This is a genomic window from Micromonospora sp. CNZ285, assembly GCF_004637285.1.
Map to the genome: position 1 here is coordinate 676,783 of NZ_SPQD01000001.1, position 12,831 is coordinate 689,613.

Here is a 12,831-nt window from a genome sequence, read left to right on the forward strand (position 1 = left end):
GGGCCGCAACCGCAAGATCGCCGCGAACAAGCGGGCGGTCAGGGGAGGGGGAAGATCAGGCAGGTTGAGGTGGCGTGGGCTACCAGGCGGTTGGCCGGGTCTGTCAGGCGGGCCTCGGCCAGGGCGGTACGGCGGCCTCGCTGGAGCACCGTGCCCTCACACCGCAGTGTGCCGGTGTCGACGGTTACCGGGCGCAGGAACTTCACGTTGAGGTCCAGCGACGTGTAGCCGACGCCGGCCGGCAGCGTGGTGTGCACGGCGCACGCCGCGGCGGTGTCCAGCAGCGTGGAGATGACGCCGCCGTGCACGGTGCCGAGCGGGTTGTAGTGGAACTCCTGCGGCAGCAGCTCGACCGCGACGCGACCCTCCTCGGCCTCCATCCGGGACATGTCGACGAGGTGCATGATCGGCGGCGCGTCCAGCTCGCCGGCGATCATCGCCCGCATCAGCTCAAGGCCGCTGCGCCGGCCCAGGTGCGCGGCGCCGGCCGCCGGGTCGGACCAGGTGAACGTGCGGGTGCGCTCCTGCGTCTGCGTCATGGACTCAGCCTCGCAGCGCGTTGCTGAGTCTGTCAATCAGACCTAGCCTGGTCGGCATGAGACCCGCGGCACTGGACTGGTCGGTGGAGAACTGCACCATCGCGCGCGCCATGGAGGTCCTCGGCGAGCGGTGGACCCTCGTCGTGCTGCGCGAGGTCTTCAACGGCGTACGCCGGTTCGACGACATGCGGGTGCGGACCGGCATTCCGCGTCAGGTGCTGACCAACCGGCTCGCCATGCTCGTCGAGCGCGGTGTGCTGCGCCGGGAGCCGTACCGCGAGCCGGGCAGCCGGCCGCGCCACGAGTACCGGCTCACCGAGATGGGCCTGGACCTCTGGCCGGTGCTCGTCGCGGTGCTCGGCTGGGGCGACCGCTACCTGGCCGACCCGGAGGGCTCGCCGCTGAGCGTCGCGCACCGCGACTGCGGCGCCGGGGTCCGGGTCGCGTTGCGCTGCGCCGAGGGGCACGAGATCACCGAGGCGCGCGACGTGCTGCCACGCCCGGGCCCGGGGGCCCGTCGCCGCAACCCCTGAACCGGCTCTGACAGATGATGTCGATGTTGTTGCTCCGGCGTTACATCGGTCGCTGGTGCGAATCCGGGCAAAGCCATGTCTTGCTTACGATCTTAAATGTGTGAATACTTTGGGCACCCGGGCGGTTTCCCCAGGTCGCCCGGGTTGTCCTCGGGCGCGCCCCCATGACAGCGCCCGTTCACCCCCATTCGGAGGTTGTTACATGCGACCCACGAGGTCCACGCTCCGCCGCGCCGCCGCAGTAGCCGTCGCCGGCACCCTGGTCACCGGCTCGCTGCTCGGCGCACCCGCGCAGGCCGCCCCCACGGCCCTCTCGCCGGACGCCGCCGCCACCCTCGTCGAGAAGCTCGGCGCCCGCGCGGCCGGCACGTACGCCGACGCCAGCGGCAAGATGGTCGTCACGGTGACCGACACCGCGACCGCCCGCCAGGTGCGCGACGCCGGCGCCATCCCGAAGATCGTGGCGCGCGGCGCGGACAAGCTCAACGCCGCCACCAGCGAGCTGGAGCGCTCCGCGAAGATCCCCGGCACCGCCTGGTGGACCGACCCGGCCACGAACCAGGTCGTCGTCTCCGTCGACAGCACCGTCACCGGCGCCAAGCTGGAGCGGGTCAAGGCCGCCGCCGCCCGGCACAACGGCGCGATCCGCATCGAGGCCGAGGCCGGCGTGCTGAGCACCCGGATCTCCGGCGGTCAGGCGATCTACGCCGGCGGCGGTGGCCGTTGCTCGCTCGGGTTCAACGTCCGCAGCGGCTCGACCTACTACTTCCTCACCGCGGGCCACTGCACCAACATCTCGTCGAGCTGGTACAGCAACTCCGCGCAGACCAGCCTGCTCGGCACCCGGACCGGCACCAGCTTCCCGGGTAACGACTACGGCATCGTCCGGCACAACAACTCGGCCAACGCGGCCGGCAACGTGTCGCTCTACAACGGCAGCTTCCAGGACATCACCTCGGCCGGCAACGCGTACGTCGGCCAGTCCGTCCGTCGTTCCGGCAGCACCACCGGCCTGCGCAGCGGCAGCGTCAGCGCGCTCAACGCGACCGTGAACTACGCCGAGGGCAGCGTCTCCGGCCTCATCCGCACCAACGTCTGCGCCGAGCCGGGCGACAGCGGCGGCTCGCTGTTCGCCGGCACCGTCGCGCTCGGCCTCACCTCCGGTGGTAGCGGCAACTGCCGCACCGGTGGCACCACCTACTTCCAGCCGGTCACCGAGGCCCTCAGCCGCTACGGCGTGAGCGTCTTCTGATCCGCGTACTCCACGAACGGGCCGCCGGGCGACCGGCGGCCCGTTCCGCGTACCCGTCTCAGGCGCCTGCCCCGAGGCGGCCCGGACCGACCGGCGGGCCGTCCGGGCGGGGCGGGTCCGACGGCCGGGCCGTCCAGTGCCGGTGGGCCCGCCGTGCGGACAGCACCGCCGCCAGCGGCCAGAGCGTCACCGCGAGGGCCGCCACCCGCTCGGCCAGCCCGGTCCGGGAGCCGCCCGTCACCTCCGCCACCGACCAGCCGAACAACGCCAGCAGGACGGCCGTCACGGCCAGCGCCACCGGTCGGCGGAACGCCCACGGCGGCCGGCCCGCCGGGGAGGCGGCCACCTCGCGCGGCACCCTCCGGGGCAGCCGCAGCGCCGACCCGGCCGGCCAGAGCGCCAGCGCGAGCACCGCCACGGTGGCCACCACGCCGTGCGCCGGCGAGCCACCCACCTGCGGCCGGGGGAACGCGATGAGCGCGACGGTGGACACCCCGCCGACCGCCAGCAGGAAGCGGCTCGGCAGCCCGGCGGCGTGCAGCGCGGCGGCGGTGGCGCAGTAGCAGCAGCCGAGCAGCACCAGCGCGCCGCCCATCAGCCACGGATCGGTGGCGCCCTCGCCGGCCAGCTCGCTGATCGTGTCCCGCACCGGGTCGTACCCCGGCCCCTGGCGGGCGCCCGCCACGGTCCAGCCCGCCACCAGCAGCGCGGGCGCGGCGGTCGCGGTGACCACGGCCCAGCTCGGTACGGCACGCACCCGGCCACGGTAGACCGCCGGACCCGGCCCGCACGGCGCTTTCGCCACCGCCGAGGCGGACCGGCTCGACGGGTGCCCGGGAGCGGGCCCGCCCGCCCTGACAGAATGCGGGGGAGCAGTGAGTGGACCAGATTGAGGAGACGCCAGCCGTGATCCGTACCCACAATGCCGGAAGCCTGCGCGCCGCGGACGCCGGCTCGACGGTGACGCTCGCCGGGTGGGTGGCCCGCCGGCGCGACCACGGCGGTGTCATCTTCGTCGACCTGCGCGACGCCTCCGGCGTCGTGCAGGTGGTCTTCCGCGAGGAGGACGCGCACGCGCTGCGAAACGAGTTCTGCGTCAAGGTCACCGGCGAGGTGACCCGCCGCCCGGAGGGCAACGAGAACCCGGACCTGCCCACCGGCGAGGTCGAGGTGACCGCGTCCGAGCTGGAGGTGCTCTCCGAGGCCGCGCCGCTGCCGCTGCCGGTGGACGACCAGATCGAGGCCGGCGACGACATCCGGCTCAAGTACCGCTACCTGGACCTGCGCCGGGGCGGCCCGGCCAAGGCCATGCGGCTGCGCTCGCGGGCCAACCAGATCGCCCGCGGCGTGCTGCACGAGCGGGACTTCCTGGAGATCGAGACGCCGACGCTGACCCGCTCCACCCCGGAGGGCGCCCGCGACTTCCTGGTGCCGGTGCGGCTGCAGCCGGGCAGCTGGTACGCGCTGCCGCAGTCGCCGCAGCTGTTCAAGCAGCTGCTGATGGTCGGTGGCATGGAGCGGTACTACCAGATCGCCCGCTGCTACCGCGACGAGGACTTCCGCGCCGACCGGCAGCCGGAGTTCACCCAGCTCGACATCGAGATGTCGTTCGTCACCGAGGACGACGTGATCGACCTCGGCGAGGCGATCGTCTCGGCGCTGTGGAAGGACCTCGCCGGCTACGAGATCGCCCGGCCGATCCCGCGCATCACCTGGCACGACGCCATGTCCCGCTACGGCTCCGACAAGCCGGACCTGCGCTACGGCGTGGAGCTGACCGAGCTGACCGACTACCTGCGCGGCACCGAGTTCCGGGTGTTCGCCGGCGCGATCGACGCGGGCGGCTACGTCGGCGCGGTGGTCATGCCCGGCGGCGCGTCGCAGACCCGCAAGGAGCTGGACGGCTGGCAGGACTGGGCCAAGGCGCGCGGCGCGCGCGGCCTGGCGTACGTGGTGCTGGACGCCGAGACCGGCGAGGCGCGCGGCCCGGTGGCGAAGAACCTGTCCGAGGCGCACCTGTCCGGCCTGGCCGACGCGGTCGGCGCGAAGCCCGGCGACGCGGTCTTCTTCGCCGCGAGCACCAACACCCGCGAGGCGCAGGAGCTGCTCGGCGCGGCCCGGATCGAGATCGCCAAGCGGGCGAACCTGATCGACGAGAGCGCCTGGGCGTTCTGCTGGGTGGTCGACGCGCCGATGTTCGAGCGCACTGACGAGGGCGGCTGGACCGCCGTGCACCACCCGTTCACCTCGCCGAACGCCGAGTGGGTGGACCGGTTCGAGGAGGCACCGGACCGGGCGCTGGCGTACGCGTACGACATCGTCTGCAACGGCAACGAGATCGGCGGCGGCTCGATCCGTATCCACCGTGGCGACGTGCAGCAGCGGGTGTTCGACCTGCTCGGCATCACCGCCGACGAGGCGCAGGACAAGTTCGGCTTCCTGCTGGAGGCGTTCAAGTACGGCGCCCCGCCGCACGGCGGCATCGCGTTCGGCTGGGACCGGGTCTGCATGCTGCTGGCCGGCGCGGACTCGATCCGCGAGGTCATCGCGTTCCCGAAGACCCGGGGCGGCTTCGACCCGCTCACCGGCGCGCCCACCCCGATCACCGGGCAGCAGCGCGCCGAGGCGGGCATCGACGCCAAGCCGAAGGCGCCGACCGGCCCGCACGCCGGCACCGCCGGTCCGGCCGCCCCGGTGGCCGACCCCACCTGATCCTCGCCTCGTCGAAAGGCCCGCGTCATGATGACGCGGGCCTTTTCGATCTTCAGGGGGACTGATGCGTCTGCTCGTGGTGGGAGCCAGCGGCTTCCTCGGCGCCGAGGTGTGCCGGCAGGCGGTCGCCGCCGGGCACCGGGTGGCCGGCACGTACCACTCCGCCGCCGTCGCGGTGCCCGGCGTCGCGCCGCACCGGCTCGACGTGACCGACCGCGCCGCCGTGCGCGAGCTGCTGACCCGGGTACGCCCCGACGCGGTCGTCGCCACCCCCTACCGGTACGACGACTGGGCGGTCACGGCGGACGGGGCGGCCCACATCGCGGTCGCCGCCGCCGAGGTGGGTGCCCGGCTGGTGCACCTGTCCAGCGACGCGCTGCACGCCGGGCGGCCGACGCCGTACGCGGAGGAGGACGTGCCCACGCCGCTGCACCCGTACGGGGCGGCGAAGGCGGCGGCGGAGACGGCCGTGCGGGCGGTGGACCCGGGCGCGGTGCTGGTGCGGACATCGCTGATCGTGGGGGAGGGCAGCAAGCAGATCCAGCTCTGCCGGGACGCGCTGGCCGGCCGGGCCACGCTGTTCACCGACGAGCTGCGCTGCCCGGTGCACGTGGCCGACCTCGCCGCCGCGGTGCTGGAGCTGGTGCCGGGCGACTACGCCGGGCTGCTCAACGTGGCCGGGCCGGATGCGGTGAGCCGCGCCGAGATGGGGCTGCTGGTGGCCCGGCACGACGGGGTGGACGCGGGCGGGCTGCGGACGACCACGATCGCCGCCGCCGGACTGCACCGACCGGGCGAGGTGGTGCTGGACTCCACCCGTGCCGCGGGGCTGCTGCGGACACGGCTGCGCGGGATCTCCGAGCTGTACGGCTAGTTGCACAGATTCTTTGCAAGGCTCTTGTGCATGGAAAGTGTGCACAGATATTGTGCATCTCATGGAGGAGAAGAAGGAGCGCGCCGTACGCATCGACCACCGCCAGGTTCGCGCGCTGGCCCAGCCGCTGCGCATGCGGCTGATCGGGGCACTGCGCGTGGTGGGCCCGTCCACCGCCACCGCCCTGGCCGAGATGCTCGGCACCAACAGCGGCGCGACCAGCTACCACCTGCGCCAGCTCGCCGAGGTCGGCCTCGTGGTCGAGGACCCCAACCTCGGCACCGGCCGGCAGCGCTACTGGCGGGCCGCGCACGACGTCACCAACTGGGAGTCGAGCGACTTCGACGACGACCCCGACTCGCGGGCCGCCATCGAGTGGCTGGAGGCCGACTACGTCCGCTTCTTCGCCGGGCACGCCGAACGCTGGTTCGCCCAGCGGCACCAGTGGGGACCGGCCTGGCGCGACGCGTTCGGCATGGGCGACTTCTTCATGCGCATCCCGGTCTCCCGCCTCGAAGCGATCAAGGAGGAGGTCTTCGCGCTCTTCGAGCGGCACCGCGACGAGACCGACCCCGACGACCCCGACGCCGAGACGGTCCAGCTCTACCTCGCCGCCCTCCCGATGGACGCGGCGTTCCCGCGGCCCACCCCGCCGTCCACCGAGGAGAAGCCGTGACCACGCTGTCCGTACGCCAGATCCGGCTCCGCTACCTCACGCTGTACGGCCTGCGCTGGCTGCCCAGCGGCCTGCTCATGCCGGTGATGATCCTGCTGATGCAGGAACGCGGCCTCACGCTGTCGCAGATCGGCCTGGTCGCCACCGCGCAGGGCCTCGTCGTGCTGGCGCTGGAACTGCCCACCGGCGGCTTCGCCGACGCGCTCGGCCGCAAACCGGTGCTGGTCGTCGCCTGGGTGCTCGGCCTGGGCTCGCTGGCGCTGATGGCGGTGGCCGACTCGTTCTGGATGTTCTTCCTGGTCTGGGCGTTGCAGGGCGTCTACCGGGCGCTCGACAGCGGCCCGATGGAATCCTGGTACGTCGACGCCACGCTCGCCGTCGACCCGAAGGCCGAGTACGAGCGCGGCCTCGGCTGGGCCGGCACCGTGATCGGTGTCGCGATCGGCGCGGGCGCGCTGCTCAGCGGCGGCCTGGTCGCGCTCGGCCCGGTCGGCCCGGTCAGCGCTCTGGCCCTGCCGGTGATCGTCGCCGCCGTGCTCCAGGCCGTCTCCATCGTGGCGCTGCTGGCGCTGATGGCGGAGCGGCGGCCCGCGTCCGGCCCGGCCGCGCTGCGCGCCTCGGTGGCCGACGCGCCCCGCATGGTCGGGCAGGCCGTCGGGCTGCTGCGCCGCAACCGGGTGCTCGCGGCCCTGGTCGCCGTCGAACTGTTCTGGGGCTTCGGCATGGTCACCTTCGAGTCGCTGCTCCCGGTACGCCTCGCCGACGTGCTCGGTGACCCGGACCGCGCGGCGGCGCTGCTCGGCCCCGCCGGCACGGCGGCCTGGCTCGCCAACGCCGCCGGCGCGGCGCTCACCCCGTTCCTGCTGCGCCGCCTCGGCGCCGCCCCGGCCGCCGCGCTGATGCGCATCCTGCAGGGCGTGACGGTGGTCGGCATGGGCCTGCTGGCCGGCCCGGTCGGCGTGCTCATCGCGTACCTGGCCTGCTACGCCGTGCACGGCGCGTCCAACCCGCTGCACATGGGACTACTGCACCGGCAGGTCGACGGCCCGTACCGGACCAGCGTGCTCTCGCTCAACTCGATGGCCGCCCAGCCGGCCGGCGCGCTCGGCGCGGTGACGCTGACCGCGCTGGCCGACGCCACGAGCGTCAGCACCGCCATGATCGTCGGCGCGGTGGTGCTCGCCGTGGCCGCGCCGCTCTACCTGCCGGCCTGGCGCGCCGCCCGCCGTACCCCGCAGGACGTCACCGTGGAACCGGAGTCGACGGTGGGCGGCCCCGGCCACGCCGGCCCGCCCCTCGACCCCGCCCCCGCGGTAGCCGCCCCCGCTCCCGCCGGCCGCGACTGACCTCCGCGCCCGAAGATGGACGAGATCTTGGTACGAGAGGGCCCCTATGAGGGCCGTTTCGTACCAAGATCTCGCGCGGTCGGGGGCGGGGAGTGTCAGGCGAGCTTGACGGAGGTGCGGCGTTCGGCGGCGGTGAAGCCGAGCCGGCGGTACAGCCGGATCGCGCCCACGTTGTCCGGGTAGACGCCCAGCGCCACCGCGTCGTACCTGCCGAACAGGGCGCATGTCATCCCGGCGGTCAGCGCCGCCCCCAGCCCTCGGCCGCGATGCCCCGGTGCGACTGTCAGTCCGGCCAGGAAGCCGATGTCGCCGCGGCTGCGATCGGCGCCGCAGGCGAGCAGGCGGCCACCGTCGCGGACGCCGTACCAGTCGACGATGCCCGGCTCGCCCGGCCGCGACGTGGTGGCCGGGAACGCCTCCTCGATCAGCGCGGCCAGGGCGGGGTGGTCGGCCTCGGTGAGGCGTACCACCCGCTCCTGCTCCGGCTGGTGCGGCGGCGGCGCGGTGGTCCAGAGGAAGTCCCACTCGGTCAGCCGGGCCACCGGCAGCCGCGCGGCCACCTCGTCCGGATCGGCGTGGGACAGGTTGATCGACTGACCGGCCCGCAGCGTCCCGTCCGCCCGGTGGGCGGCGAAGACGTCGAGTGCCGGGCCGGGTGCGCCGACCGCGCCGCCGGCCGACCACTCGCCCGGCGGGAGCAGCCATCCGACCGCGCCGTCGTGCCGCCATCCGCGTACGGCCTCGTCGCGCCGCAGCGCGTGCCGGGCGAACGGGTGACGGCGGGCCGCGGCGAGCAGCCCCTCCCGTCCGGTCAGCGACTCGTCGACCGTGATCATTCCGCCAGCGTACGAGCATCCCTGCTGGTACCGAGGGCCGAGGCATCTCCTGTTCCACGGTGGAGATTGACGAACAGACCGATTGGGTACATCCGTCGCCGACCTGCTGGGAACCCCCACCGGAGGAACGACATGCTCGCCATTCTCGCGGCCATCGTGTTCGGTTTCGCGCTGCTGCTCGACTTCATGAACACCGACCTCGGCGCCCCCGATCTGTTCAGCACCTCGACGCTCATGCTCATCGGCTTCCTGCTGCTCTCGCTCTACCTGGCCGGCGTCGGCTCCGGCCCGCGCGGCGGCGGTGGCGGCCGGTGGTACCGGGGCCGGCGGCCGGGTCGCGGCTGACCGGAAAAGACCACCCCGGGCCGGGGCGGCGGCGCGATTCCGGCGTCGTCGGCCCGGCCCGGTACTGTCTTCGTGATGGAATCGGACGCCCTCTTCAGCCTCGGCGAGCCGGCCGGCGCACCCGCGGGCGCGGGCGGCGCCGACGGCTTCACCGACGCCCGGGCGGACTCGCCCCTGCCGGTGCGGATGCGGCCGGCGGGCATCGACGAGCTGGTCGGGCAGGAACACCTGCTCGCGCCGGGAGCGCCGCTGCGTCAGCTGGTCGAGGGCGCGGCGCCGATGTCGGTGATCCTCTGGGGTCCGCCGGGCAGCGGCAAGACCACCATCGCCCACCTCGTGGCCAGGGCCACCGACCGGCGGTTCGTCGCGATGTCAGCGCTGACCGCGGGCGTGAAGGACGTCCGCGCCGTGATCGACACCGCCCGCCGGCAACGCCGGTCCGGCGGGCCGCCGACGGTGCTGTTCATCGACGAGGTGCACCGGTTCAGCAAGACCCAGCAGGACTCGCTTCTCGCCGCGGTCGAGGACCGTACCGTCACGCTGCTGGCGGCGACCACGGAGAACCCGTACTTCTCGGTTATCTCGCCCTTGCTGTCGCGCTGCGTGCTGCTCACCCTCCAGGCCCTCGACGACGACGACGTCCGCGGCCTGCTGCGCCGCGCGGTGGCCGACGAGCGCGGACTCGGCGGCGCGCTGGTCCTGGCCGAGGAGGCGGAGGACCACCTGGTCCGGCTCGCCGGGGGCGACGTGCGCAAGGCGCTCACCGCGCTGGAGGCGGCCGCTGCCACCGCGACCGCGCTCGGCACCGGCCGGATCGACCTCGCAGTGGCCGAACAGGCGGTCGACGTGGCGGCGGTGCGATACGACCGCGACGGCGACGCCCACTACGACGTGACGAGCGCGTTCATCAAGAGCATGCGCGGCTCGGACGTGGACGCGGCACTGCACTGGCTGGCCCGGATGGTGGTGGCCGGGGAGGACGCCCGGTTCATCGCCCGCCGGCTGGTGATCTTCGCCAGTGAGGACGTCGGCATGGCCGATCCCACAGCGCTGACCGTGGCCACCGCGGCCGCCCACGCGGTCGAGTACGTGGGCCTGCCCGAGGCGCAGCTCAACCTGGCCCAGGCGGTCATCCACCTGGCCACCGCGCCGAAGTCGAACTCGGCCACCACAGCGATCGGCGCCGCCGTCGCCGACGTACGCGCGGGTCGCGGCGGTCCGGTGCCGCGCGGGCTGCGCGACGCCCACTACTCCGGCGCGCGGGGCCTCGGCCACGGCACCGGCTACCGCTACCCGCACGACGACCACCGGGGGGTGGTCACCCAGCAGTACGCTCCGGACGACCTCGTCGGCACCGACTACTACCAGCCCAGCGGGCACGGCGCGGAGCGGGCGGTGGCCACCCGGCTGCCGCTGCTGCGCCGGATCGTACGCGGGCTGCCGGCTCCGGCGACCCGGGCGGAGGCCGGCGCCCCGGCCGCCGCGAACGGGGCCCGGGTGGGGGGCGGCGAGCAGGCCAGCGGGGCGAGTGAGGGCGGCAGCGACGCCGCCGAGGGGGGTCAGTAGTGATGGCGCGTGGTCCGGAGCGGCCGGCGGACGGCCCCGACGAGCGGCGCGACCCGCGGGGCAAGGGCCGCCGGTGGGGACGCGGCCGGGCCGAGCCCGAGCTGGACCCGACTGTCGTCGGCGAGGAACTCGGCTGGATCGACGACCTGCGCACCGCCAAGCACCAGGGCGGTGAACTCGGGCCGGACGGTGACGTCCCGGCGCCGCACCCCGGCGCCGACCCGTCCTGGCCGGCCGCCGAACCGCGCCGTCCGGCCCCCGCGCCGGGGTCCGCCCCCGGCATGCCGCCCGCCGGCCGACCGGCTTCGCCGCCCACGGCACCGGGCCCGCAGCCGCCCTCGGCCGGTCAACCGGTTGCGCCGCCGCCCGCAGGCCGGTCCGGTCCGCCGCAGGCTTCCGGCCGCCCCGTGCCGCCACCAGCCGCCGCGCCGCAGGCTCCCGGCCGGCCTCACCCGAACGGGCCCGCTCCGGGCGGCCGCACCGACCCGACGATGCCGCCCGTGACCGGCCGTGCCGGACCGGCGGCGCCCCCGGCCGCGGGCCGTACCGGCGGACCCGGTAGCGACCTCCCTCCGGCCCCCGGCCGTCCGGGCGTGGGGACGCCTCCGCCGCGACGGTCCGGTGCGGACATCGTCGCACCTGCCGCCCGGCCCGGCATGGACACGCCCCCGGCCGCCGGGCGTCCGGCGGCGGCGATGCCGCCGGGAGCCCGCCCGCCGGTCGAGGACGCGCCTGCCGGCCGTCCCGGCCCGGAGACGCCGCCCGGCGGCCGTCCCGGTCCGCGTCCCCCGGTCATGCGCCGCCCGGACGCGCCCGGTCCCGCCGCGCCGCCGGTGCGCCCCGACGGCCCCGAGCCGGGTGCCCCGCGCCGGGCCGCCGACGGTCCCTGGCCCGGCGGCCCCGAAGCCGCCGCCCCGCGCCGCCCGGTCGACGGTCCGTGGCCCGGTGTGCCCGAGGCGCCGCGTCCGCCGGATGCGCCGTACCGCCGCCGCCCGGACGGACCCACCGGTCAGCAGCCACTGGTCACCGGCACTCGCCCGCCATCCGGCGCGCCGTCGCCCGGCCGCGTACCCGCCGACGCGGGCCGGCCGTCCACTGACGGCGACACCCGCGTACCGCCCGCCCCCCGAGGCCGGCACGGCGCCGGGCCCGAGGGCCCGCACCCGGCCGACCCGACGACCCCGCCGCCCGCCGGACGACGGGCCCGGCCCGACGACACCGCCGGCATCCAGCCGGTCTCCGGTGCTGCCCGCCGAGCCCGCGCCGAGGACACCGGCGCCGTCCCGCAGGTCCCCGGTGGAGCGCGCCGGGCGCGACCCGACGACATGCCACCCGGTACCCAGCCGGTCACCGGCGCGGGCCGCCGGGCGCGTGCCGATGACGTTCCGCCCGGTGTGCAGCCGGTCTCCGGCGCGGGCCGTCGGGCGCGTGCCGACGGCGTTCCGCCCGGCACCCGGCCCGTCTCCGGTGCCGGCCGACGTGCCCGGCACGACGAGCCCACCGGCGGTCACCACCTGCCCGCACCCGGCGCCGAACCCGCAGCCACGCCCGGCCGGCGGGCCGCCCCGGATCGCTCCCCGGTCGTGCCGCGCAGCGGCAACGCACCGGACGTGCCGGGCGCGCCCGTGTCCGGCAGCCCGGCGACCGGCCCGACCCCGCCCACCGGCCGTCGCGGCGCACCCGCCGGCCGCGGCGCCGCACCCGACACGGCCGGCGGCCGGAGCGGCGCACCCGATGCGGCCGGCGGCCGGCGGGCCGCACCCGAGGTGCCCGGCGCCCGGCGGGCCGCGCCCGACGAGCCCGGTGGCCCGGGTGTCACCGCCGAGACGCCCGGCCGACGGGCCGCCCGTGACGATGCCGGTGAGCAGCGGCCGCAACGGCCCGAACGGCCCGCCGACTGGCTGCGGCAGGCCGGTCGTTCCCCGCACACCGACCCCGCCATGCCGGTCACCCGCCGTCCGGCCGGCCCACCCGCCGAGGAGCCGCCCGGCCGTTCCGGCGGCCCCGCCGGCCGTGCCGGCGTCGCCGTGCCGCCGGTGCGTCCCGAGCCGGGTACGCCGTCCCGGCGACAGGGGCAGCCCGGCCCCGATGTGCCGGCGCGCGCCGAACCCGCGGTCCGCCCCGACCAGCCCGGCCCGGGCATGCCCCCGGC

The 12,831-nt window shown here is 75.6% G+C and carries 11 protein-coding genes; 8 read left to right on the forward strand and 3 right to left on the reverse strand.

The genetic code is table 11. The features are described 5' to 3' along the window. Window positions 1–38: 38 nt before the first annotated feature. A complete protein-coding gene (locus CLT75_RS03150) occupies window positions 39–539 on the reverse strand; it encodes a PaaI family thioesterase (protein ID WP_135239404.1) in 501 nt (166 codons plus the stop codon). A 56-nt stretch (window positions 540–595) separates the two neighbouring features. Here CLT75_RS03150 and CLT75_RS03155 point away from each other — a divergent pair, with 56 nt between their 5' ends. Further along, window positions 596–1,072: a winged helix-turn-helix transcriptional regulator gene (locus CLT75_RS03155; RefSeq protein ID WP_135239405.1), complete on the forward strand. Its 477-nt coding sequence runs from the start codon at window positions 596–598 to the stop codon at window positions 1,070–1,072. Window positions 1,073–1,274: 202 nt separating this feature from the next. Continuing rightward, a complete protein-coding gene (locus tag CLT75_RS03160) occupies window positions 1,275–2,324 on the forward strand; it encodes a S1 family peptidase (protein WP_120570529.1) in 1,050 nt (349 codons plus the stop codon). Between the two features lie 58 nt (window positions 2,325–2,382). Here CLT75_RS03160 and CLT75_RS03165 read toward each other — a convergent pair whose 3' ends face one another. After that, window positions 2,383–3,081, reverse strand: coding sequence for a DUF998 domain-containing protein (locus tag CLT75_RS03165; protein WP_486485048.1), 699 nt, complete (start codon window positions 3,079–3,081; stop codon window positions 2,383–2,385). A 149-nt stretch (window positions 3,082–3,230) separates the two neighbouring features. Here CLT75_RS03165 and aspS point away from each other — a divergent pair, with 149 nt between their 5' ends. The 4 genes from aspS (at window position 3,231) to CLT75_RS03185 (ending at window position 7,932) form a co-directional block, all read left to right on the forward strand. Beyond that, window positions 3,231–5,036 (forward strand): aspartate--tRNA ligase, encoded by a 1,806-nt coding sequence (gene aspS, locus CLT75_RS03170; RefSeq protein ID WP_135243888.1) that lies wholly within the window; start codon window positions 3,231–3,233, stop codon window positions 5,034–5,036. A 64-nt stretch (window positions 5,037–5,100) separates the two neighbouring features. Continuing rightward, entirely contained in the window at window positions 5,101–5,910 is an 810-nt protein-coding gene (locus tag CLT75_RS03175; RefSeq protein WP_135239407.1) for a sugar nucleotide-binding protein, read from the forward strand. 61 nt (window positions 5,911–5,971) lie between these two features. Continuing rightward, window positions 5,972–6,586, forward strand: a complete 615-nt coding sequence (locus CLT75_RS03180) for a winged helix-turn-helix domain-containing protein (RefSeq protein ID WP_135239408.1) — start codon at window positions 5,972–5,974, stop codon at window positions 6,584–6,586. Then, window positions 6,583–7,932, forward strand: coding sequence for an MFS transporter (locus CLT75_RS03185; protein WP_135239409.1), 1,350 nt, complete (start codon window positions 6,583–6,585; stop codon window positions 7,930–7,932). Before CLT75_RS03180 ends, CLT75_RS03185 begins: the two co-directional genes overlap by 4 nt. A gap of 95 nt (window positions 7,933–8,027) precedes the next feature. Here CLT75_RS03185 and CLT75_RS03190 read toward each other — a convergent pair whose 3' ends face one another. Beyond that, window positions 8,028–8,768 carry a GNAT family N-acetyltransferase gene (locus CLT75_RS03190; protein ID WP_135239410.1) on the reverse strand — a complete coding sequence of 247 codons (741 nt, stop codon included), beginning with the start codon at window positions 8,766–8,768 and terminating at the stop codon, window positions 8,028–8,030. Between the two features lie 132 nt (window positions 8,769–8,900). Here CLT75_RS03190 and CLT75_RS03195 point away from each other — a divergent pair, with 132 nt between their 5' ends. Together CLT75_RS03195 and CLT75_RS03200 are read left to right on the forward strand one after the other, a co-directional pair. Then, on the forward strand, window positions 8,901–9,113 hold the full coding sequence (locus CLT75_RS03195) for a hypothetical protein (protein ID WP_018785054.1): 213 nt from the start codon (window positions 8,901–8,903) through the stop codon (window positions 9,111–9,113). 75 nt (window positions 9,114–9,188) lie between these two features. Then, window positions 9,189–10,679, forward strand: a complete 1,491-nt coding sequence (locus tag CLT75_RS03200) for a replication-associated recombination protein A (protein ID WP_135239411.1) — start codon at window positions 9,189–9,191, stop codon at window positions 10,677–10,679. Window positions 10,680–12,831: the final 2,152 nt, after the last annotated feature.